Below are 21,244 nucleotides of genomic sequence, written 5' to 3'. Positions count from 1 at the left end.
CTGAATGAACCGGAGAGGCAATGAGATAGGAAAAGATGGTGGGAAAGCCACAGCGGGGCCGGGGCTCAGCTCGGTTCTCCCATCAAATCGCGGGCATGATTGGCCAGCCGGTGCAGGCCGGCAATGGGTGCGTCAGAGACGAGACTGACCCCAAGCCCGTCCTGCGCCCAGAGGTAGCCGGGAACATGCCGCATGGGCCGCATGGGGGCCGTTACGTCTACCCGATACATCGGCCGCACAAACAGGGAGAGCCGGACACCACGCTCATTCGTGTAGAAAAACAGGCAGGCAGGACCATGATCGGTCGTGACAAGCTGGCCGCCTGTAAGCTGATAACCTGCATTAGACAGATCCGGCGGCTGGACCGGCCTGCCCAGCACGCTGCCACCCCAAGCTGCCAGTTGCGCCACACTGCCTTTTGCGATCGTGCTGCCTTTGCCCGCCGCCTGCACCATGGCAGCTTCCTGCTCAACAGACGCCAGCCCGACCGGCACCTGTCGGTCCCGCAAAAACCATCCGCCACCAAGCCCAATGGAAAGTGCAAACGCAATGGATGCCGCCATTTGCGGCAGGCTGAAACGTCGCACCCTGCGTTCTCTCAGGCGGGCAATATCAAAGCGGGCGGGGATCGGCTCGCGGAGGTCTGTATCCAGCGCGGCCCGCAAGCCGTCACGCTCCTGCCGCCATGCCATCACACGCTGCCGTGCCTCCGGGTGGCTTGCCAGCCAGAGATCCACCTGTTGGCGACGTTCGGGGGAGAGAAAATCATCGACCCAGGCGTGAAGGTCATCCTCGGTCACAGGGCTGTCGGGGTGCGTCATTTCACCCTCCTCAGGATGGGACGTTTCTCATGGCCTGCCAGATCATGCAGGGCAGACCGGGCGCGGGAAAGGCGGGACATCACGGTGCCGACCGGCACACCGAGGATTTCCGCCACCGCCTGATATTCCAGCCCTTCAACACCCACGAGCAGCAGCACCTGCCGATGGTCATCGGACAGACGCCCGAAGGCCTGCGTCATGTCCTGCCATTCAAGATGAGGAATTTGCCCGGCGTCCTGCAATGGTTCCGGGAAAGAGGTTTCTGCCATGGGCACCAGACGCCGGACACGCCGCCACCGGCTGACGTTCAGGCGGTAAGCGATAGTAAAGAGCCAGGGGCGTAAATCGGACCGATCCCGCACCTGATCCATGCGGGTCAGGGCGCGTTCCAGACAGTCCTGCACCAGATCGTCGGCCTGATGCGGGTCACGGGTCAGAACCCGCGCATACCGTCTCAAAGCCGGAATAACGCTCTGTAGTCTGATGGTCTCGTCATCGTCCAACCCGGCTCTGCCCCTCATGTGCTTCATCTCCTGAGGACAGAGACGCTCAGCGCGCCACTTTATTCCCAATGGCGCAGAGCAAAAGAAAAAATGTTTCTCAGTCGCGCGATTGTCGGGGAATAGATCCGGCTCTCCTGCGTCTTCCCCACAGATGACATCAAAGGAGCGGCCTCAATGGCGGCAAAATCGACAGGCCCTTCGGGCTCTGCACTCCGCTGGCTGGGCGTTGCAGCCGCACCGGCAGCACTTGCTCTCGGCTTTCTCTGGGCCGGTGGCTGGCTTTCCCCCAACCGCGTGACACAGAACCGCCTGATGGCGGAACTGCATGACGCGGGCAGTTACGGGCAGGGTTTCCGGCGCGCTCATTCCAAAGGTGTGTGCGTTACGGGGCGGTTTGATGCCAGCGGCGCTGCAGCCTCTGTGTCGAAAGCCGCCATTTTTCAGGAACAGTCTGTGCCCGTAGTCGGGCGGTTTGCTCTGGGGGCAGGGCAACCCTATGTGACCGACAATCCCGCAACGGTGCGCAGCATGGCGCTGCGCTTCATGCCCAAAGATGCGCCGGAATGGCGTGCCGCTATGAACAACCCACCCGTTCTGCCTTTGCGGGATGCACAGGATGCTTCAGACTTCTTTTCCTCTCAACGCATAGATCCCGCGACAGGAAAACCCGACCCGGCGCGCGTCAAAGCGTTTGGCGCAGCGCATCCCTGGCTTCAGGCCGCAGCGGAGAAAAACGCGCAACGCGTGATCTCTTCCGGCTTTGCGGATGACACGTATCACAGCCTCGACAGCTTTCTGCTTGTTGCAGAAACCGGCACGAAAACGGCTGTCCGCTGGGCCATGGTGCCTGTGCAGCCTCTGGCTCCTGCCGATACCGCAGCAGGCGGGCGTGATTATCTGTTTCAAAGGCTGATTGCAGATATCCATGACCACCCTCTGCAATGGCGCATGGTGCTGACGGTGGCGGGGCCTCAGGATGCCGTTAATGACCCCAGCCAGATCTGGGCGTCGGACGACCGGACGATTGATGCAGGCACCCTGACCCTGAGCGTCGTTGAGAGCGAGGACGGGGGCCCCTGCACCGGCCTCACTTTTGACCCTCTTATTCTGCCCCCCGGCATTGTCGCTTCGGCTGACCCCATCCTTCAGCTTCGGTCAGGTGCTTATATGCGGTCCTTCTCTTTGCGTTCCGGGGAGAAGCGCGGGCCGAGCGCCATCACGCCTGCCATGACACAGGCCCCAGCGGCAGAAAGTGAGAAAAAATCATGAAGGCCGTACCCTCATTTTCGCCTGTGGCGCGCGTGCTGCACTGGCTGATGGCTGTGCTGATTCTCAGCATGCTGTTCATCGGTATTTTTATGGCCTCGTCCCTTGGTCCCAGTTACCATCGGCTGGTCTCACTGCATCGGCCTTTAGGAATTGCCATTCTGGTGCTTGCTCTCCTTCGGCTGACATACCGGCTGCGTCATGCCCCGCCACCTTTGCCGAATGACCTTCCCGCCGTTCTCAAACTGGCCGCCAAAGGCTCCCATATCCTACTGTATGCCCTGATGATTGCGTTGCCTCTTGTGGGCTGGGGCATGCTCTCGGCTGGGGGTTACCCTATTCCCTTATGGGGGAACGGGGTGCTTTTGCCGCCCATCCTGCCGCATAACCCGGCTGTCTGGTCCTGGCTGCGTTCTATCCACACCGTTCTGGCCTTCACCCTGTTTGGGCTGGTGCTGGCCCATAGTGGCGCGGCTCTGTTCCACGGTCTTATCCGGCGGGATGGCGTGCTTCAGAGCATGACTGGCAGGAAAACGTCACTGTAAGTGGAGAGGACTTAGTCCACACAAACCGAGAGGAGTGCTTCAGAAAAAAGCACTCCCCATCGCGGCCTCTTTGCGGCTGGTCTTAAAAACTTCTGCCTGAAGCTTAGAATGTCAGCTCCAGATTGCTCTGCACATACGCGCCGGAGGACGCCCCGGCTTTGATCATGGCGCGGGAGGCGAAGATGTATTCGCCATCAAGGCTGAAGGTAATGTGGCGGGTGGCGCGCCAGGTAAAGCTGGCCTGTGGCATGGTGGCAGTATAGCCCCCCTGCGGGCGGAAGCTGTAGGCCGCCGTGGGGTTGGCATAAATCGCGTCATGCGTGCTGTTGCGCCAGATGACCGGCACTTTCAGCAGCAGGCTGGTATTGCGGCTGGTGGCAATGGTGGCCAGCGGGCCGACGTCAATCAGGTTTGAGTTGCCGATATAGGTGCTCATATCCAGATAGTAGGCGCTGGGCACGAAGGGGGAGAGGAAGTTGCCCCAGCTGCTGGTCTGGCTTTTGCGCGTATCCCCGCCGGAAATGGCATCGGCCTGAATTCCAATGGCCGGACGCCCCCACCATTTGGCAAAACGCCATGAGACGGTGCCGTTAAAGGAATAGGCGGACACCGGGCGTTTGGGGCCATTGTTGGCCGCGTGGAAGTTGCCGCCCTGCCACATGCCGCCCAGAGAAAATTCGATGGGTCCGGCATTGCCCCAGATGCGTGTGCCGGGCGTGTCACGATGCGTGGAGCCCGCAATGGTGCTGGTCGTGCTGGCAATAGGGTTACTGGAGAGCGTGTAGCCCAGATAAAACGTATCCACGAAAATCTGGCTCTTTTTATCCAGAAATTTGAATTCAGGGATAGCGTAGGACGTATACGCCCCGAACAGGCGCGTTCTCCAGCCCACCTGATCATGGAACGCAGTGGTGGGGGCGTTGTTGGTCAGGGTGAGGTCAAACAGATCCACACGGAAGCGTTTCCAGAAGGCGTAGCCCCGCAGGCCGTTCCAGGAATAGGGCAGGGTGGGGTAAACGCTGCCTGCTGTTACGTAAGGCGGCGCATCCAGAAAAGACATGCGGCCGACCATGGCCCCCATGGTCGCGCCCAGCAGGTGACCTTTGACTTCCACAAACGCCTGCTGTGCGTCCAGCTTGCTGCGCCAGCGGCCCCCGGTATAGCCGTAATAATTGATACCCCCGGCCTGGCCACTCATCAGCTCCCCATACAGGCGCACATGCTCGCCCAGATGCAGGTCCGCCCCGGCATTCCAGCGCAGGGTGGAGCGGTAGGCGGGGTCTTTCTTGACGGTGCCGAACATAGCCCGCTGGTCGTAAAACCCGTGATGGCGGAAGTTGCCGCTCAGCGTGAGGTAGATGGAGCCGCTGTTATTGAGCGGGATGTATTTCAGCGGGTCTGCCCAGTCGATACGGTTCCTCTTGTCCCGCAGGCTGGACCAGTCTTCCGCCCACCGGGAGACGGCGTAATACGCCACCGTGCCGAACCCGGCAGCCGCCCCGGTATTGGCGTTGAACACACCCCACGGCCCCTGATGCATGAGGGAAGACGGCAGCGGCTTGAGTTCCAGAGACTGCGGCTGGCCGTAGGCTTCCGGTCGGCTGGTGAGCGGCGGCAGCAGCATATTATCCCAGAATCCGCCACGCGCCGGAGGCTGGGTGGTGGTGGGTTCCTGGCCGTTGGGCGCAACTGTGGCTTTAGGCGGCTTGCGCACTACGTCTGAGAGCCGTGCGGGCATGGTGTCATGCGAGGCATTGATCTCATGCGCTGGCGCGGTATGGCGCACCACGGAGGGTGCGGGTTGCACGGTGCTTTGTGCATGGGCCGCCGCAAGGGGCACCACAACAGCAAGAAGGGCCCCGGCAGGCATCAGCCAGAGCAGCCCTGTGGACAGGCCGCTGGAAAAACAAAAGCGGGAGCGGGCAGACCACAGGCGCGATGCGGGCGCGCCTGCGCTGCGAGCAAACAGATGGTTCATGACAGAACACTCTGAAAAAAGGGGAACCTGAGGGCAGCGATAAGGCTGTGCGGCGGGAACGCCGGAGCCTTATGCGGGAGCGCGGAAGGAGCGGGAGAGCGTAAGTCGCTCTCGGATCGCCCTAAGGTGCGCGGGGGCTGGTAAGGCAGCCACACGGCACCGGCGTCCCTCGTTCTGCGTGGACCGCAGGGGGGATGGGGGCAGATGGTAGATGGTGTCCGAACCGGGACAGCAGAGCATCAGCATGACGGCACGACCTTATTGCGTCATGGCTTAACCAAATGGCTTGCCATGCATTTTTTGTTATTCTGACGTGCGTTATGGGTATAGCTAAACGCGAGCCCTGTCATCTCGCGTTTACGTGTGACACGAAATCTTTAAGTGCAGGATCAGCCGGATTGCGGCAGGCCGCCCAGCCGCGTCAGGCAGTCCCGCGCGCGGGTGACGAGGTGGATTTCATGCACGCTGGCAACGGCCTTGCGCGCATTGCTCTGCCAGCTGCGCGGCATGCCCTGCGGGGAGCAGACGGCGCGGGCCCCAAAAAGCGGGCCGTCCGTCTGGTCCATGGCCGCCAGAACGGCTGCCGGATGCGTAGGCAGGGCGCGGCGCATGGCGGTGCGGAGGGAAAGCGCTGTGGCCGGGTCGGCCTCGGGCATCAGAGCTGCCAGAACGGAGGCGGCTTCCGGCTGACCGGTGCTGACAGCCAGCCGCACGTCTGACCATTTGCGGCTTTTGGTCAGGGTGCGCGCGGTCTGCTCCGGCCCGTCACTCTCCAGCATGTGCAGAATATGCGTGGAAGACTGGTTTGCCACCGTCTGGGACGCGTTCTGAATTGGGGACTGCGCCACCGCATTCGGGCTGGTGCGGGCAGGCGTGCCGACCGTCTCCGTTGCCTGCTGCGGGGCCGCAAAGGCCCGCGCAAGGGAGGCACTGAGCGGTGCTGTGGCGGGTGTGGCTGGCTGCGCTGGTTTGGCGGGGCTGGTGGCCGCGGTTTCGGACAGAGCGGCCCGGCGCATATCCGCCACCAGAGGCCGGGGCGGAGTATGCGAGAACGTGGACAGGCTCAGCGCGCCAGCAACCAGAGCGGAAAGGATTACAAAGCGGGGCATACGCATAAGAACTGTCTCCTTTCCTGAAGAGGCGACCAGACCAGAAGGGGCGGGCCGCAGCGTAAGACTGACTGAAGTCCATTGAGGCAGGCAGAAAATGGCGCGGTGAAGGCAGGAGCACGGAAAGGTTGCGGCGGAGGCGGCGTGTGTCCTATAGCGGGCCGGATTGGTCAGAGCTTTAAGGCGTCTGTCTGTGTAACCCTTCCCCCAGAGGATCAGATTTTTCTATGAGCAGCACGTCTCCTTCTCCCTCCGAAATTACCCGTCTCCAGACCGCTCTGCGCCGCCTGCTTGGTGCCAAGGGTCTGTCCGTTAACCCGCCGCCGCGCGCCGGCATGTCGGTTGAACTGGCTGTAGACGGGGAAGTGATTGGCACGATTCATCGTGATGATGACGAGGGCGAAGTGTCTTACGCCATCAACATCATTCTTCTGGAAGAAGATCTGCCGGCTGAAAAATAAGCCGCAGTCTTTCAGGCTTTAACCAGAGAGGGAGAGACCCGGAAGGGTCTGCTCCCCATCGGGCCTTCAGGCGTTGGAGGGGGCGACGGATGCCTGCATGATGGGCGCGCGTGCGGTGGGAAATTCCACCTTGGTCACTTTCCAGCGCCAGTTTTGAATCCGCATTTCAATTTTCAGCGGCGTGTCATGCTCGTGGCCGGGCAGGGGCACATCCACTTCAAACTGGTCAATCCGGGTGAAGCGGACCGAAGCCTTTTCTACCAGTGAGGCAAAAGACGGCGCGGGCTGGTTGGCCGGAATGGCCGCCGGGACGGCCTGATCAACCAGCGTGCCGAGATTGGCCTGCGTGACGGTGAAATCCACTGCGTTGGACACAGCCGTGGTGGCGAAGGATGAGCCGAAGTCCGGCAGATCATCCGATGCCTGTTCCAGATGCAGACCGGAGAGCGTCTGGTGCTTGATGGATGCATCCAGTTCGGACCAGTTGATGACCTGCCCAAGAGCCATCATGTCATGCGTCTGAATGGCTGAGCCGATGTTCCAGAGCGTGACGAACGGGGAGGCCAGATACAGGCCAAGTGCAGCCGCTGAGGCGCCGACACACACTCTGCGTGCGGCCTGCAAATTGTTCAGACTGGCGGCACGCCGGACAAAAGGTCCGGCAGAGGTGAGGGCGGTCATTGGTTGCACTCCTCATATGCTAAAATTGCAGTTCACGTATAGCAGACGCATGGCTCCCATGCATAGTTTCATTAATATGAATTCATAAGATCACGAAAAAGTGAACGGGGTATAAAAAACCCCGGCATGGCATAGAAGGGCCACACTGCTGGCCCGCCCCAAGTCAGACAGACCTAATTCGCAGAGATACTCTGCCCGCAGCAAAAGGGCGCTCAGATGGCGTTTGATTTCACGGAAGCCGAAATTCAGCGATATTCCCGCCATATTCTTCTGCCGGAGGTCGGCGGCACAGGGCAGGCGGCTCTTAAGGCGGCCTCTGTGCTGATCGTGGGCGCGGGTGGCCTTGGCTCGCCCGCAGCGCTCTATCTGGCCGCCGCCGGGGTGGGGCGGATCGGACTGGTGGATGATGACACCGTCGAACTCTCCAACCTGCAACGCCAGATTCTGCACACCACGCAGGCCGTGGGCACACCCAAGGTGGACTCCGCCCGCGCCCGGCTGGAAGCCCTTAACCCCGAGATTACGCTGGAAACATGGCCCCTGCGGCTGACAGCGGACAATGTGGAGGATCTGGTCAGCCGGTATGATCTGGTGTGTGATGGGTGCGATAACTTCACCACCCGCTATCTGGTGAACGCCGCCTGCGTGCGGACGGGGCGACCACTGGTGTCCGCCGCCGTGCAGCGGTTTGAAGGCCAGCTTTCCACTTTTCATCCTGCGCGCGGTGGCCCGTGTTATCATTGCCTTTACCCGCAGACCGACGGCGCGGCAGAGGGTCTGACCTGTGGCGAGGCCGGGGTGTTTGGGGCCGTAACGGGCGTGATGGGCACCCTTCAGGCCACGGAAGCGCTCAAGGAGCTTCTGGGGCTGGGGACGTCGCTGGCCGGACGGCTGCTGATGTGGGATGCTTTAAGCGCACGGTTTACCACCATCGCCCTGCAACGGGACCCGACATGCCCGGTGTGCGGAACTCTGAAACGGGAGACGTCTGATGGCTGAACTTTCTGGAGAATCTGGCGGCGGCCTGTTTGCCGGCTCTTCGGCACCCGCCGCTGCCCCTTCGGGCCGCACCGGCTTTTCCGCTGCCGTGGGGGCCTCGGCCTTTCCGCAGTGTGATCTGGCGCTGGTGATTGTGGAAGCCCGCTATGAGCGTGTGCATGCCGCTTTGATGCTGGCCGCCACGGCCTGCGCGCTGGGCCAGACGGTCCTGCTGTTTGGCATGGGGGCCGGTGTGGCCGCCTTCTGTGCTCAGTGGGAGGGACTGGAAGACGCGCAGCGGGAAGACTGGCGGAAAGCTGCCGGTGTGGCGGGGCTGAATGACCTGCGCACCGCCCTGCGAGAGATGGACGCCACGCTGATGGTGTGCGACTCCGGGTTGAAGACCATGGGCCTGACGGACGAGGCGCTGGAAGAGGGCGTGGCGGTTGTGGGCCTGCCTACGTTTCTGGACAGGGCGGGGGCGGCCCGCGTGGCGGTTTTCTAAAAACCGCTTGCCCCCGCGTTTCTCTCTTGGCAGGGATGCAGGCATGATGTTCACATTGCCTCTGACCTTCCGGTTCCGACTGCTGTCCTGTCTGGCAGGGTGTGCGGTCGCTCTGTCTGGCGCGGTTGCTGCTGATAAGAAGCCCGCCGCGCACAAGCACCATGCACACCACGCCGAAGCGGACCACACTGCTGCCAGGAAAAAGACAGCAGACAAACCCGCTGCCAAAAAGGCCGCTACGGCGGACGGCAAGAGTGCGCATCGCAGCCATCATGAGGCCGCCAAGGCCCACCACGCTGCGGGGCAGACGGCCCATGCTCCCGTAAAACATAAAGCTGCTCCGGCTGCCGCTGGCGCTGCGGCTGCCGGAGCCGCCGCGGGCGCAGCCGGGGCCGCTGCAGCCGACCAGCCTGCAACGCCGCCTGCCGCAGCCACCCCGCCGGAACCACCCAAAGGCACCGTGACGGGCCTGCCGCTGCCGCGCTACGCCGCTCTGCGGTCTGATGAAGTGAATATGCGGGCTGGTCCGGGCCGTCGTTTCCCCATTCTCTGGGTTTATCATCGCCGTGGCATGCCCATGCGGATTGAGCGTGAGTTTGATGTCTGGCGTCTGGTGGAAGATGAGACCGGCCAGAAAGGCTGGATCCAGCAGGCCACGCTGTCCGGCGGGAGGGACTTCCTTGTGCCGGGTGAACCGCCGGGGGATGAAGCGCCGCTGGAAGTCAAACTCGATAAGAACGGCAATAAGGAACAGCCCTCCGGCCATATGGACACCCGCGTAGTGGCCACGCTGCCCACGCCTGCCGATGCAAAGAGTGTGACGGGGGCGGTTGTCATGCACAGCACGGGCAGCAACGATGCGCCTGCGGTTGCTGTTCTGAAACCCGGCTCTGTGGGATCTGTTAAGGAATGTGCAGCCGGGTCTGAGTGGTGCAAGGTCTCGGTCAAGAACTACACCGGCTGGGTTCCCCGCCGTGCAATCTGGGGCGTGGACGCGGAGGAAGCCATCATTCCCTCCTGAACCCCGGACTGGTTAAGTAAGGAGAAGGAGTGATCATGCCCACCTCACACGCGCTTATCTGCCGGACCAAGATTGTCGCCACTCTTGGCCCGGCATCCAGCGATTACGAGACAATCCGGGATCTGGCTGTGGCCGGGGCGGATGTGTTCCGCTTCAACTTCTCCCACGGTACGCATGAGGACCACGCTGCCCGCCACGCCATTGTGCGGCGGGTGGAAGCCGAACTGGGCGAGCCGATTGGTATTCTGGCCGACATGCAGGGGCCAAAGCTGCGGGTGGGCGTGTTTGCCAATGGCAAGGTGACGCTCAAACCCGGCGCTTCTTTCCGGTTCGATCTGTCCAGCATGCCGGGGGATGAAACCCGCGTCTGCCTGCCACACCCTGAAATTATTGCCGTCGCCAAACCCGGCAGCCGCCTGCTGATGGATGATGGCAAGCTGGCTGTGGTGGTGAAGGATGTCGGGCCGGACTGGCTGGAAACCACGGTGGATGTGGGGGGCGTGCTCTCCAACCATAAGGGTGTGAACGTGCCGGATGTGGCGCTACCCATCCCGGCCCTGACGGAAAAGGACCGGCGGGATCTGGCGTTCGCGCTGGATCTGGGCGTGGATTACGTCGCGTTGTCCTTCGTGCAGCGGCCGGAAGATGTGAGCGAGGCCCGCACGCTGGTGGGTGAGCGCGCCAACCTGCTGGTCAAGCTGGAAAAGCCGCAGGCGATCGAAAATCTGGAAGCCATTCTGGAACTGACGGATGCCGTGATGGTCGCCCGTGGTGATCTGGGCGTGGAACTGCCGCCCGAGAACGTGCCGCTGGTGCAAAAGCGCATCATCCGTCTGGCCCGCCGTCTGGGTAAGCCGGTGGTGGTGGCGACGCAGATGCTGGAAAGCATGATCTCGTCCCCCACACCGACCCGCGCGGAAGCGTCCGACGTGGCGACAGCGGTGTTTGATGGCGCGGATGCCGTCATGCTCTCCGCAGAATCCGCCGCCGGACAGTATCCGCGTGAGGCCGTGCGCATCATGAACCGGATTATCTGGCGCATTGAGCAGGATGCGGAATGGCAGAGCATGATGGCCCGTGCCCGTCTGGCTCCGGAAGATTACGTGGCCGACGCCATTGCCGGGGCAGCCCAGCAGGTGGCGGATACACTCAAGGCTCCGGCCATTGTGGCTTATACGCACCGTGGGGCCACGGCCTTCCGGATTGCGCGGGAGCGGCCATCCTGCCCCATTCTGGGCATTACTCCCACGCATGAAGCCGGGCGGCGCATGGCGCTGGTCTGGGGCGTGCGGGCCTTTGTGAATGAAGGCAGGCAGGTGACGAACGTGGAAGACATGGTGGACTCTGCGCTGGATGTGGTGCGCCGTGCCAGAATAGGCAGCTCCGGCAATTCCATCGTGATTGCGGCAGGGGTGCCGTTTGGGGTGAGTGGCTCCACCAACACCCTGCGGGTTGCCAAAATTCCCTGAGGATTTGGGTGCTGTGTCCGCTCTCCGGGTGGACACATCGCCCGAGGAATGACACTGGGAAGGRAAAAWAAAGGCGTACCCGCCGATGGTGTGCCTGATGAGGCAGGAGTCAGACACAATGGCTAAGGCGACACGCCGCAGGATTATGCAGCGCCGGACGGTTTTGCAGGGGCTTGCCTGCGTTCCGACGGGGCTTGCGGTTTCCTCGCTCGCGCAGGCGGCGGACCATGCAGCGGCCCCGCCGCAGCCGGAAACAGCCCGCCCTGCGGATGTAACCACCACACCCCCGCGCCAGTGGGGGCCGGGGGCACCACCGGGCTACACGCCGGACCCGGATGTGATTGTGATTGATCGCTCCTTCCGGGATCTGCTGTTTGGAGCCGCAACCCTGCACCGGGTGTGGGATCAGGGCACCTGGCTGGAAGGCCCGGCCTGGTCTGCCGAGGGCCGGTATCTGCTGCTGAGTGATACCGTGACCAGCCGCCAGTATCGCTATTTGTGGGAGACGGGCGAGGTCACGGTCTTCCGCCCGGAATCCTACCATTCCAACGGCAACACGTTTGACTATCAGGGTCGCCAGATTTCCTGCGAGCACTTCCTGCGCCGTGTGATTCGCTGGGAGCATGACGGTTCTGTGCGCGTGCTGGCCGACCGGTATGAAGGCCACGCCCTGAACTCCCCGAATGATGTGATTGCCCATCCGGACGGCAGCATCTGGTTTACCGACCCCGGCTATGGTGATGGCTTTACCGAAGGCCACGCGGATGAACCGGGCGGTGAGGCTAACCCGGACGGCCATATTCGCTGGCGGATTGGCGAGGAGCTGATTGGCGAGCTTGGCGGCGTGAAGCGGCAGGCGGACCATACCTTCCGCATTGATCCCTCAGGCCGGATTGAATGTGTGCTGACGCAGGAGCAACTGCCCAACCCCAATGGACTGTGCTTCTCGCCCGATCATTCCCGTCTGTATGTCATTTCTTCCGGCAAGCAGCCGGGTGGGTATGGGCATGAGGGGGATCAGGCCGTGCATGTGTATGACGTGCACAAGGACAACACGCTCTCCAACCCGCGCCTGTTTACCAACATGCATTTTCAGGGTGTGCAGATGGGGCCGGACGGGATGAAGGCCGATATCTTCGGCAATCTCTGGTGCGGGGCCAGCGGGCCGCTGGGGCTGTGCGGGGTGTTTGTGTTTAACCCGGAAGGTCAGCTGATTGGCCGTATCCGTCTGCCGCACGGGGTATCCAACCTCACCTTTGGTGGGCCGAAGCGGAACTGGCTGTTGATGTGCGCGGGGGAATCCCTCTACCGCCTTCAGGTCAACACGCAGGGCGCGGGCGCAGCGTAACGCGCTGCGTGATCAGGCGCGGTTTTTCAGGAAGACGGGCAGCAGCGTAAACAACCCACAGGCGCAGGCCACAAACAAGGGCAGGCCGCTTGTGGGAGAAAACGCCATGGCGGACCCAGCCATGCCCGGCCCCATAAAGGAGCCCAGCCCCCACGCAACAGAGGTGGCGGCGTAAACGGAGACGAGGTCTCCCCCGGAAAACCGGCTGCCGACCACGGACATAGCGACGGTATAGAGTGCTGCGAACAGTCCATCCCACACAAACAGCAGCGGATAGGCCAGCGCCGGAGTGCCAATGGCGAGGGGCCAGAGGCATGCCCCCAGCGTGGAGGCCGTGCCGAGGGTGATAAGCAGCGCACGCGGGTTTTTTAGTCGGTCCGCCAGCCAGCCCAGCGGAGCCTGCAACACAATGGCTCCCAGTAGCATGACGGAGAGCAGCAGCGTCGCCTGACGTTCCGACCAGCCCGTATGCAGGGCGTAAAGCGGCAGGAAGGCGGAGCTTGCCGCTTCCAGCATGGCCATGAGCAGCGTGACGCAAATGGCAATGGGGGCCATCCCGATATAGCGCCACAGGCCGCTATGGGCCGGGCGTTCGGGTTTAGGCGCACGCATCCACGGCATGCCCACCATGGCAAAGGCCGCCAACACGAAAACACCGGTGATGGCGAACGGGGCTATGCCATGCCGCCCGACCAGCGTGAGCAGCACCGGCCCAATGGCAAAGCCGGAGGAAAGCATGGCGCTATAAAACCCCATGGTGCGCGTGCGGTTGCTGTCATCCGTGCTCTGGTTCAGCCAGCTTTCCGACATGATGAGCATGCTCTCGGTCGCGATCCCCAGCACAAGGCGGAGGGGGAACCAGAACCAGACAGACGGCACAAGAGGGAACAGCAGGAGTGTTACGGCGGTGCAGCCCAGTGCTGCCAGCAGAACCGTGCGCGGCCCTACCCATCCGGCCAGCCGGGGCAGGAACGGGGCAATGCCCAGCACCCCGACGCCGTGCATCATGGCCAGAGCGGCAATGGTATGCGGGCCGTACCCGTGGTCCAGCAGGGAAAAGGTAAGAAGCGGCGTGCTGAGCCCGTAGGTCAGACCGAAAATCATCCCGACAGAAACAAGGGAGAGAACGGGCAGGCGGGCAGAGAAGGCAGGCGTACTGGTGCGGGAAAAGCTCATAAAAACTCAGGCTTACTGGCTGGGGGCGGCCAGAACGCTTTGCACACTCCATACGCCGGGCTGTTTGGGGTCAGTCTCCCCGGCGTTATAGACCGTCATCACCGTGCGTTCCATCGGTTTATCCGGCGCTTAGTGACAGCCACCACCCTTGCTGCTGTCACAATTCTTGCAGCTCCCGCAGCCGGTGCGCAGGCCGCCGGGGGTTGCCAGCCGTTCGGCGCGGGCGCGCAGGCCGGTCAGATGTTGGGTGTTACGCAGCAGGCCCGCAAGCGTGCGCCAGAAGGGCACAAGGGTTGCCGGAGCCAGCTTTTGCAGCCAGTAGGCCGCGCAGAAAACGACGATCAGAGCAACGAGGATAATCTGTGTCACAGGTGTCCTCCTGTTATCAGCCGTGGGGCGTTAGCCGGTGAAGAAGCGGGTGATGTGGTAGGTCAGGAAAGAGGCCAGATAGGCCAGCCCGAAGAGGTAAGCCACAGAGACCCAGACCAGACGCCAGGACCCGGTTTCCCGCCGGATGACCGCAAGCGTTGAGAAGCACTGCGGCGCATACACATACCATGCCAGCAAAGAGAATGCCGTTGCAAGGCTCCAGTGGGCGGAGAGCAGGGGGGCAAGCTGGGTTGCGGCATCGCCTTCAGACGCGCCGACGGAATAGACCGTCGCCAGGCCGCTCACAGCCACTTCTCGCGCCGCCAGACCGGGGATAAGGGCCACGCAAATCTGCCAGTTGAAGCCGATAAAGGCGAAGAGCGGCAGCATGAGGTGGCCAATGCGGCCTGCCAGACTCCAGTCAATGGCCGGGCCAACGGCACCGGCAGGCGGGGCGGGGAAGCTGGAGAGCGCCCACATGATGACGCTGAGCGTGACGATGATGGTGCCCACGCGGGAGAGGAAAATGCGGGCCCGCTGCCAGAGTTCGATGCACAGGCTTTGCAGGCCGGGCACGCGGTAGCTGGGCAGTTCCATCAGCAGCGGGTGCTCTGCCGTGTCTCGCTTTTTGAGAACGCGGGCGACCACCAGCGCGCTCAGCACACCGGCGGCATAGAGCGCGAACAGCACCAGCCCATGCAGGTTGAACAGCCCCAGCACCGTGCGGGAGGGCAGAAAGGCTGCAATCAGCAGCGCATAGACCGGCAGGCGGGCTGAACACGTCATCAGCGGGGCGATGAGGATCGTCACCATCCGGTCCCGCGGGTTCTGAATGGTGCGGGTGGACATGATGCCCGGCACGGCACAGGCAAAGCTGGAGAGCAGCGGGATGAAGGAGCGGCCGCTCAGCCCGGCAGAGGCCATCAGCTTATCCAGCATGAAGGCCGCGCGGGGCAGGTAGCCGGATTCTTCCAGTGCCAGAATCCACAGGAACAGGATGAGGATTTGCGGCAGGAAGACAATCACCGTGCCCGCCCCGGCAATAATGCCTTCCACAATCAGGCTGCGCAGAATGCCTTCGGGTAGCAGCGTGCCGACAAATTCGCCCAGCTGGTCCATGCCGTTTTGCAGCAGGTCCATGAAGGGCTGGGCCCATGAGAACACCGCCTGAAACATAATGAACAGCAGCACGAGCAGGATGAGCATGCCCCAGACGGGGTGCAGCACCCAGCGGTCCAGCCGGGCATCAAACTGCGGGTGGCGGGTGGAGGTGCGGCGGACGCACAGCGCCATCAGGCGGCGGATTTCGGCGTGCAGATCTGTGCCCTCGGGCAGCGGGGCCGGAGGAGGGGGCACGGGTTCGTCCAGTGCCTGCACAATGCTGGCGGCCCCGCCGCGTTTGACGCCAATGGCGGTAACGACGGGCACGCCCAGTTCCGCCTGCAGGCGCGGTACATCAATTTCCAGCCCCTGCTTCCGCACCGCGTCAATCATATTGAGCACGATCATCATGGGGCGGCCAAGCTGGCGCAGTTCCAGCGCAAAGCGCAGATGCAGGCGGAGGTTAGTGGCGGCCAGAACGCTGATCAGCAGGTCCGGCGCGGGCTCACCTTTATAGACACCCCGGCAGACATCGCGGGTGACGGCCTCATCCGGGCTGGTGGCGTTCAGGCTGTAGGTGCCCGGCAGATCAAGAATTTGTACGGGGCGACCTGCGGGTGTGGTCAGGCGACCGGCCTTGCGCTCCACCGTGACGCCCGCATAGTTCGCCACTTTCTGGCGGCTGCCGGTAAGCTGATTGAAAAGGGCTGTCTTGCCGCAGTTGGGGTTGCCCACCAGAGCGACGCGCAGGGGCAGGGTGCTGGTCATGCCTCCTCCGTCTGGGCGGGGGGCGCTGTGTGCAGGGCCGGGTCCAGTGCGTTGAGGGTCTCTGCGGAGTCCTGCGGGGCCTGCATCACTACGCGCGCGGCTTCCGACCGGCGGAGGGCGAAGCGGGTAAAGCCGATTTCCACCGCCATCGGGTCTCCCCCAAAGGGGCCAAAGGCGACAACTTTCACAGGCTCACCGGGAACAAAGCCAAATTCCTCCAGCCGCCGGGCAATGGGGTCTGCCGGTGTTGCGGGCGCGACGTGGTCGATAATGCCCTGACACTCAAGGGGAAGCTCGTTCAGGCGCACGGTTGCGTTGTCCTGCTGTGGCGGGTGGGACGTGTGGTGTTGAGAGTGATCCTTAATTCCATTTATGCCCGCTGTCCAATGTCACACCCCTGTGATGAAGGGGGTAAAAACCCTCTGCCAGCAGGGCGTGGAGGGGATATGGCGCAGAAGAGTTGCGGACCTTGTGAGGATTTTACGTGCAATATTCCGCGCTGGAGATTATCAACAGGCCAGCGAAATTATAGACCGCGACCAACCGCCCCGACAAAGAGACAGTCGGCGGCGGCATAGCGTGTAGGGAAAATCAGGCCTTTTTCATGGATATCCGCAATATCGCCATCATTGCTCACGTCGATCATGGCAAGACGACTCTCGTTGATGAACTGCTGAAACAGTCTGGCTCGTTCCATGAGCATCAGCACGTTGCTGAACGCGCCATGGACAGCAATGATCTGGAACGTGAGCGTGGTATTACCATTCTTGCCAAGTGCACGTCCGTTGTCTGGAAAGACACGCGCATCAACATCATCGACACCCCCGGACACGCCGACTTCGGCGGGGAAGTGGAACGTATTCTGAGCATGGTGGACGGCGCTGTGGTGCTGGTTGACTCTGCTGAGGGCGCGCTGCCGCAGACCAAGTTTGTGGTTGGCAAGGCTCTGGCCCGTGGCCTGAAGCCGATTGTTGTGGTCAACAAGATTGACCGTGGCGATGCCCGTCCGGACGAAGTGCACAACGAAGTGTTCGATCTGTTCGCTGCCCTCGGTGCGAATGACGAACAGCTCGACTTCCCGATGCTGTATGCCTCTGGCCGTCAGGGCTGGGCCGATGTTGAGCTGGAAGGTCCGCGTAAAGACCTCAGCCCGATGTTCGACCTGATCCTCAAGCACGTTCCCGCTCCGGTGCTGGACAAGGAAAAGCCGTTCGCCATGACGGCCACCATCCTTGAGAACGACAACTTCCTGGGCCGCGTGCTCACGGGCCGCGTCGAACAGGGCCGTGCACGTGTTAACATGCCGGTTAAGGTTCTGCGCGCTGATGGCTCCGTTGTGGAAACGGGTCGTCTGACCAAGCTGCTGTCCTTCCGTGGTCTGGACCGCGTGGGCGTTGAGGAAGTGGAAGCCGGTGACATTGTTGCCGTTGCTGGTCTGTCCGAAGCCACCATTCCTGACACGATTGCTGCCCCGGAAGTGGCTGAGCCGCTGCACGCTATTCCGGTGGACCCGCCGACGCTGTCCATGACGTTCCGCTTGAACGATGGCCCGATGGGTGGCCGTGAAGGCAAGAAGGTGACGTCTCGCCAGATTCGTGACCGTCTGTTCAAGGAAACGGAAAGCAACATCGCCATCCGCGTGACCGACAGCCCGGAAAGCGAAGCGTTTGAAGTGGCTGGCCGTGGCGAACTTCAGCTTGGCGTGCTGATTGAAACCATGCGCCGTGAAGGCTTTGAGCTGACCATTGGTCGTCCCCGCGTGCTGTATCGCACCAACGAGGAAACCGGTGAACGCGAAGAGCCGTTCGAAGAAGTCACCATTGACGTGGACGAGCCCTATTCCGGCGTGGTCGTGGAGAAGATGTCTCTGCGTAAAGGCCAGATGCAGGACATGCGTCCCTCCGGTGGCGACAAGGTGCGTCTGACCTTCATCATCCCGTCTCGCGGGCTGATCGGCTATCATGGTGAATTCCTGACCGACACGCGCGGCACGGGCATCATGAACCGTCTGTTCCACGGCTATCAGCCCTATGCCGGCACCATTGAAGGCCGCCGTAACGGGTCCCTGATTTCCGCAGAAGACGGCAGCACCACGACGTACTCCCTGTTCTCTCTGCAGGACCGTGGTACGCTGTTCGTGGATGCTGGCGAAAAAGTCTATGTCGGCATGATCATCGGTGAGCATTCCCGCGAAAACGATCTGGAAGTGAACGGCGTTCGCGAAAAGAAGCTGACCAACATGCGTGCGTCCGGTAAGGACGACGCCCTGTTCCTGACGCCGCCGCGCCGGATGTCTCTGGAGCAGGCGATTGCCTACATTGAAGACGATGAGCTGGTGGAAGTGACCCCGTCTGCCATCCGTCTGCGTAAGCGTTACCTTGACCCCAACGAACGCAAGAAGCGCGAACGCTCAGGCAACAAAGACTGATCCTTCCGCGTTTTACGCAAGATGTGCATCCCTGCCATGCCGGTCTGCCCGTAAAGGGTGTGCGGGCAGGGATGCATTCCCTTCACGCCTTAAAATCATTGTGGCGAGATGAAGGTTTCCGGGTGTCACACCCACGGCAACCTCCTGGTCTATCTGAATTTTAATCCGAGACGTGAAGAAGCTGTCATGCTATCCAAGCTGCCAGCCAGACGGATGCAGCTCGTCATACGGACTTCTGGCGTACTGGTCGGGACCCCTGACGTCTCAGATATTTTTGGAGACATGATTATGATTTCTCGTCGCCTTCTCGCAGCTCTGTCCACCGTCGCTCTGATGGGCTTCGCTGCTCCGTCCTTCGCTCAGGAAGCTCCTGCTGCTCCTGCTCCTGCCGCACCGGCTGCTGAAGCTCCTGCTGCTCCTTCCGCTGACTCCGCTGCTCCTGCAGCCGCACCGGAAGCTGCTAAAGAAGAAGGCACCAAGAAAAAAGGCAAGAAGAAGCACCACCACGGTAAGCACCATGGCAAGAAGAGCAAGAAAGCTGCTTCTTCTGACGCATCTTCTTCCGACACGTCTGCTCAGTAATCAGAGCGGAACACGGATAAGCGATACGGGGCCTTCGGGCCTTGTGTCCTGCAAAAAGGGCCGGGGGATTGTTCCTCCGGCCCTTTTTGTTTGGCATATCTTCGTCAACAGAGGGTTATCGTCCCAGTCTGCATACTGACGCCATAGTGTTTTCAGACGAGCAGAAAATGAAGATGCGGCAGGCAGTTTAGCGTTGTCGCATGAGGGAGCGCGATTCGTGCTCAGGCAAGCTGAGCGCGTTCCTCGACAGGCGTCTGCTGGAGGGATGGCATCTGCCAGTGACCCTGATCAATCTTGACGATTTCCTGATCAATCTCAGCGACGACCTGCCGTGCAAACGGCCCGAGATGCAGGTAGAGCGCACTTGTCATGACTACATACGGCAAGGCTTTGGGGTTATGCAGGGCGCAATCCACCAGCATGCGCCAGAATTGCCCCGCCGTTCCCGGCCCGGCCCGATGAATGCGAAACAGCAGTCGGACGAAACTGCGAAGATCTCCCTTAATCATCCGATGAGCCCGCTTGCGTTTGAGCATACGCCCCAGCCGACGTACGCGGCCAAAATAAGCGGTCGGCTCATAGATTGTCCTGAGGACTGCCCTGTAATCGTCAAGCACATCCCGGCGGGGGCGGTTGGTCTCAAAATTCAGTCCGGCGGTGCACTGGTCGCCTGATTGCGTTTGCCCGTCGTCAGAGAAGAGGCGTCCTTCAGCCAGCAGTCGGCGTGTGAGCTGGGTGGTGGGCAGGGCATAAAGCAGGCCGACCATGCAGACAGGGATTGCCGTATCTTCGATACAGGCGATCATACCCGGAGCGACACTGCCCTTCTCGCTATCAAAACCGACAATGAAGCCGGCATTCACAAAAATTCCGGCTCCATGAATGGTCTCGATGCTTTGCTGCAAACTCCGGCGCGTATTCTGCTTTTTCTGCGTCATGATCAGCGTGTCTGTGTCCGGACTTTCAATGCCGACGAACACGGCAAAGAAGTTGCTTTCGGCAAGGTCACGCAGCAACTCGGCATCATCGGCAAGATTGATTGATGCTTCGGTTGAAAACTCGAACGGGAAGCGTTTTTCGTCCTGCCAGCGCTTTAGATCGGGCAGAAATTTCCTGAGCGCCTTTTTGTTGCCAATCAGGTTATCGTCAACAAAATCCACATGGCCGCGATAGCCGAGGGCATAGAGCGCATCCAGCTCTGCCATGACCTGTTCGGTTGTCTTGGTGCGGGGGACGCGGCCATACAGCTCGATGATATCGCAGAATTCGCAGCTGAACGGGCACCCGCGCGAGAACTGAATCCCCACATGCAGATACTGATCCATCTTCAGCAGGTCAAAACGGGGCAGAGGACTTTTCGTGACATCCGTCTTCCCCATGGGCGCTACAAAAACACCCTCCGTAGCCCCGTTTCGCCACGCAGAGATGAAATTGACCATGATTTCTTCAGCTTCACCGAGAACCTGAAAATGCGCGGCCTTATAGATGTCGGGACTGGACGTGACATCAGGACCACCGACCACCACCGGCTTGCCGCTTGTGCGGCACTTGTCGATGAGATGCAGGGCATCGTTTCTCTGCGGAAGCATGCCGCCGGTCATGACCATATCGGCCCAGGCGAAATCTTCTTCCGTCAGCTCTTCCGTGTTGCGGTTGACCAGTCTGACGTCCCAGTTCTTAGGTAACAGGGCTGCCACGGTAATCAGCCCAAGGGGGGCCGCCGGGTAGCGTGCGCCGGTCAGATCGCAGGCTTCCTTGTAGTTCCAGAACGAACCTGAGTTGAAAAGCGGGAAGATCATCAAGACCTTGCAGCTGTCGGTCATCAGGGAGAAATCCTCAGATAAAACAGCTGATTACGATCAAAGCCGGAGAATGCCTGCTTTGTTCGAAAGCGCGCCGGACCACGGACGGGCCTGGTTCAGTTTTAGGGGAACGATATGCCGGAGGTGCCTGATCTTACCTGCGTTGGAGGAAGGGGCTAAACGGCTATACCCCGGAGAAAGGTCGTCCTGTGACCCTTCCTGAAAGGGAATGAGTGTTTATAAACTGAATGGCCCGGAATAGCGATAGCGTCGTGCTTTTGACCGTCGCGACGCTGCTCCTTGTCCCGCCCGGACGGCCATAAGAGCATTTCC

20 protein-coding genes are annotated in these 21,244 nt (G+C 61.4%); 10 read left to right on the top strand and 10 right to left on the bottom strand.

Translation table 11 applies throughout. The features are described 5' to 3' along the window. Nucleotides 1-65: 65 nt before the first annotated feature. Both KP703_RS05425 and KP703_RS05420 read right to left on the bottom strand, forming a co-directional pair. Nucleotides 66-821 (bottom strand): anti-sigma factor, encoded by a 756-nt coding sequence (locus KP703_RS05425; protein ID WP_215754043.1) that lies wholly within the window; start codon nucleotides 819-821, stop codon nucleotides 66-68. Further along, nucleotides 818-1,342, bottom strand: a complete 525-nt coding sequence (locus KP703_RS05420; RefSeq protein ID WP_252353861.1) for an RNA polymerase sigma factor — start codon at nucleotides 1,340-1,342, stop codon at nucleotides 818-820. The genes KP703_RS05425 and KP703_RS05420 overlap by 4 nt, the downstream gene beginning before the upstream one ends. 156 nt (nucleotides 1,343-1,498) lie before the next feature. Between KP703_RS05420 and KP703_RS05415 the strand changes: the two genes are divergently transcribed. Beyond that, complete coding sequence (locus KP703_RS05415; protein WP_215754042.1) at nucleotides 1,499-2,593, top strand: catalase family peroxidase; 1,095 nt, start codon at nucleotides 1,499-1,501, stop codon at nucleotides 2,591-2,593. Further along, nucleotides 2,590-3,135 (top strand): cytochrome b, encoded by a 546-nt coding sequence (locus KP703_RS05410; RefSeq protein ID WP_215754041.1) that lies wholly within the window; start codon nucleotides 2,590-2,592, stop codon nucleotides 3,133-3,135. Before KP703_RS05415 ends, KP703_RS05410 begins: the two co-directional genes overlap by 4 nt. Before the next feature lie 103 nt (nucleotides 3,136-3,238). Here KP703_RS05410 and KP703_RS05405 read toward each other — a convergent pair whose 3' ends face one another. Next, a complete protein-coding gene (locus KP703_RS05405) occupies nucleotides 3,239-5,005 on the bottom strand; it encodes an alginate export family protein (protein ID WP_373687445.1) in 1,767 nt (588 codons plus the stop codon). A gap of 497 nt (nucleotides 5,006-5,502) precedes the next feature. Then, nucleotides 5,503-6,228, bottom strand: a complete 726-nt coding sequence (locus KP703_RS05400) for a hypothetical protein (protein WP_215754040.1) — start codon at nucleotides 6,226-6,228, stop codon at nucleotides 5,503-5,505. Between the two features lie 221 nt (nucleotides 6,229-6,449). Here KP703_RS05400 and KP703_RS05395 point away from each other — a divergent pair, with 221 nt between their 5' ends. After that, nucleotides 6,450-6,683: a DUF3126 family protein gene (locus KP703_RS05395; protein WP_062142587.1), complete on the top strand. Its 234-nt coding sequence runs from the start codon at nucleotides 6,450-6,452 to the stop codon at nucleotides 6,681-6,683. Between the two features lie 66 nt (nucleotides 6,684-6,749). Here the strand turns inward: KP703_RS05395 and KP703_RS05390 are convergent, their stop codons facing one another. Then, nucleotides 6,750-7,364 (bottom strand): DUF2939 domain-containing protein, encoded by a 615-nt coding sequence (locus KP703_RS05390; protein ID WP_062273900.1) that lies wholly within the window; start codon nucleotides 7,362-7,364, stop codon nucleotides 6,750-6,752. A 216-nt stretch (nucleotides 7,365-7,580) separates the two neighbouring features. On the opposite strand from KP703_RS05390, the gene KP703_RS05385 reads away from it, so the two are divergent. From KP703_RS05385 to KP703_RS05365, 5 genes are all read left to right on the top strand, one after another. Continuing rightward, on the top strand, nucleotides 7,581-8,363 hold the full coding sequence (locus tag KP703_RS05385; protein ID WP_215754039.1) for a molybdopterin-synthase adenylyltransferase MoeB: 783 nt from the start codon (nucleotides 7,581-7,583) through the stop codon (nucleotides 8,361-8,363). Next, nucleotides 8,356-8,847, top strand: a complete 492-nt coding sequence (locus KP703_RS05380) for a DsrE family protein (protein ID WP_215754038.1) — start codon at nucleotides 8,356-8,358, stop codon at nucleotides 8,845-8,847. The genes KP703_RS05385 and KP703_RS05380 overlap by 8 nt, the downstream gene beginning before the upstream one ends. Before the next feature lie 43 nt (nucleotides 8,848-8,890). Beyond that, complete coding sequence (locus KP703_RS05375) at nucleotides 8,891-9,868, top strand: SH3 domain-containing protein (protein WP_215754037.1); 978 nt, start codon at nucleotides 8,891-8,893, stop codon at nucleotides 9,866-9,868. A 35-nt stretch (nucleotides 9,869-9,903) separates the two neighbouring features. Continuing rightward, entirely contained in the window at nucleotides 9,904-11,337 is a 1,434-nt protein-coding gene (pyk, locus tag KP703_RS05370; protein ID WP_215754036.1) for a pyruvate kinase, read from the top strand. A gap of 118 nt (nucleotides 11,338-11,455) precedes the next feature. After that, on the top strand, nucleotides 11,456-12,685 hold the full coding sequence (locus KP703_RS05365) for an SMP-30/gluconolactonase/LRE family protein (RefSeq protein ID WP_252353859.1): 1,230 nt from the start codon (nucleotides 11,456-11,458) through the stop codon (nucleotides 12,683-12,685). Nucleotides 12,686-12,697: 12 nt separating this feature from the next. Here KP703_RS05365 and KP703_RS05360 read toward each other — a convergent pair whose 3' ends face one another. The 4 genes from KP703_RS05360 to KP703_RS05345 all read right to left on the bottom strand — a co-directional run bounded on the left by KP703_RS05360 (nucleotide 12,698) and on the right by KP703_RS05345 (nucleotide 16,407). Beyond that, nucleotides 12,698-13,861: an MFS transporter gene (locus KP703_RS05360; protein ID WP_215754035.1), complete on the bottom strand. Its 1,164-nt coding sequence runs from the start codon at nucleotides 13,859-13,861 to the stop codon at nucleotides 12,698-12,700. Between the two features lie 129 nt (nucleotides 13,862-13,990). Then, nucleotides 13,991-14,230: a DUF6587 family protein gene (locus KP703_RS05355; protein ID WP_062142566.1), complete on the bottom strand. Its 240-nt coding sequence runs from the start codon at nucleotides 14,228-14,230 to the stop codon at nucleotides 13,991-13,993. A 30-nt stretch (nucleotides 14,231-14,260) separates the two neighbouring features. Beyond that, entirely contained in the window at nucleotides 14,261-16,099 is a 1,839-nt protein-coding gene (gene feoB, locus KP703_RS05350; protein ID WP_215754034.1) for a ferrous iron transport protein B, read from the bottom strand. Next, complete coding sequence (locus tag KP703_RS05345; RefSeq protein WP_062142559.1) at nucleotides 16,096-16,407, bottom strand: FeoA family protein; 312 nt, start codon at nucleotides 16,405-16,407, stop codon at nucleotides 16,096-16,098. Before KP703_RS05345 ends, feoB begins: the two co-directional genes overlap by 4 nt. A 296-nt stretch (nucleotides 16,408-16,703) precedes the next feature. Between KP703_RS05345 and typA the strand changes: the two genes are divergently transcribed. Beyond that, nucleotides 16,704-18,527: a translational GTPase TypA gene (typA, locus tag KP703_RS05340; RefSeq protein WP_062142556.1), complete on the top strand. Its 1,824-nt coding sequence runs from the start codon at nucleotides 16,704-16,706 to the stop codon at nucleotides 18,525-18,527. A gap of 288 nt (nucleotides 18,528-18,815) precedes the next feature. Further along, the gene (locus tag KP703_RS05335; RefSeq protein WP_062248613.1) at nucleotides 18,816-19,109 is read left to right on the top strand and encodes a hypothetical protein; all 294 of its coding nucleotides are present in this window, start codon (nucleotides 18,816-18,818) and stop codon (nucleotides 19,107-19,109) included. Between the two features lie 221 nt (nucleotides 19,110-19,330). Here the strand turns inward: KP703_RS05335 and KP703_RS05330 are convergent, their stop codons facing one another. Continuing rightward, nucleotides 19,331-20,932, bottom strand: a complete 1,602-nt coding sequence (locus KP703_RS05330; RefSeq protein WP_215754033.1) for a B12-binding domain-containing radical SAM protein — start codon at nucleotides 20,930-20,932, stop codon at nucleotides 19,331-19,333. Nucleotides 20,933-21,244: the final 312 nt, after the last annotated feature.

The organism is Acetobacter sp. P5B1, assembly GCF_018811985.1.
Taxonomy (GTDB): Bacteria; Pseudomonadota; Alphaproteobacteria; order Acetobacterales; family Acetobacteraceae; genus Acetobacter; species Acetobacter cerevisiae.
Note: the sequence above shows the minus strand (reverse complement) of the source record. Positions and strands in the feature narration are given on the sequence as shown.

Excerpts from the sequence above, each read along its gene's own strand:
- KP703_RS05425 (WP_215754043.1), bottom strand. The coding sequence starts at position 821 with ATGACGCACCCCGACAGCCCTGTGACCGAGGATGACCTTCACGCCTGG.
- KP703_RS05420 (WP_252353861.1), bottom strand. The coding sequence starts at position 1,342 with ATGAGGGGCAGAGCCGGGTTGGACGATGACGAGACCATCAGACTACAG.
- KP703_RS05415 (WP_215754042.1), top strand. The coding sequence starts at position 1,499 with ATGGCGGCAAAATCGACAGGCCCTTCGGGCTCTGCACTCCGCTGGCTG.
- KP703_RS05410 (WP_215754041.1), top strand. The coding sequence starts at position 2,590 with ATGAAGGCCGTACCCTCATTTTCGCCTGTGGCGCGCGTGCTGCACTGG.
- KP703_RS05405 (WP_373687445.1), bottom strand. The coding sequence starts at position 5,005 with ATGCCTGCCGGGGCCCTTCTTGCTGTTGTGGTGCCCCTTGCGGCGGCC.
- KP703_RS05400 (WP_215754040.1), bottom strand. The coding sequence starts at position 6,228 with ATGCGTATGCCCCGCTTTGTAATCCTTTCCGCTCTGGTTGCTGGCGCG.
- KP703_RS05395 (WP_062142587.1), top strand. The coding sequence starts at position 6,450 with ATGAGCAGCACGTCTCCTTCTCCCTCCGAAATTACCCGTCTCCAGACC.
- KP703_RS05390 (WP_062273900.1), bottom strand. The coding sequence starts at position 7,364 with ATGACCGCCCTCACCTCTGCCGGACCTTTTGTCCGGCGTGCCGCCAGT.
- KP703_RS05385 (WP_215754039.1), top strand. The coding sequence starts at position 7,581 with ATGGCGTTTGATTTCACGGAAGCCGAAATTCAGCGATATTCCCGCCAT.
- KP703_RS05380 (WP_215754038.1), top strand. The coding sequence starts at position 8,356 with ATGGCTGAACTTTCTGGAGAATCTGGCGGCGGCCTGTTTGCCGGCTCT.
- KP703_RS05375 (WP_215754037.1), top strand. The coding sequence starts at position 8,891 with ATGATGTTCACATTGCCTCTGACCTTCCGGTTCCGACTGCTGTCCTGT.
- pyk (WP_215754036.1), top strand. The coding sequence starts at position 9,904 with ATGCCCACCTCACACGCGCTTATCTGCCGGACCAAGATTGTCGCCACT.
- KP703_RS05365 (WP_252353859.1), top strand. The coding sequence starts at position 11,456 with ATGGCTAAGGCGACACGCCGCAGGATTATGCAGCGCCGGACGGTTTTG.
- KP703_RS05360 (WP_215754035.1), bottom strand. The coding sequence starts at position 13,861 with ATGAGCTTTTCCCGCACCAGTACGCCTGCCTTCTCTGCCCGCCTGCCC.
- feoB (WP_215754034.1), bottom strand. The coding sequence starts at position 16,099 with ATGACCAGCACCCTGCCCCTGCGCGTCGCTCTGGTGGGCAACCCCAAC.
- typA (WP_062142556.1), top strand. The coding sequence starts at position 16,704 with ATGGATATCCGCAATATCGCCATCATTGCTCACGTCGATCATGGCAAG.
- KP703_RS05335 (WP_062248613.1), top strand. The coding sequence starts at position 18,816 with ATGATTTCTCGTCGCCTTCTCGCAGCTCTGTCCACCGTCGCTCTGATG.
- KP703_RS05330 (WP_215754033.1), bottom strand. The coding sequence starts at position 20,932 with ATGACCGACAGCTGCAAGGTCTTGATGATCTTCCCGCTTTTCAACTCA.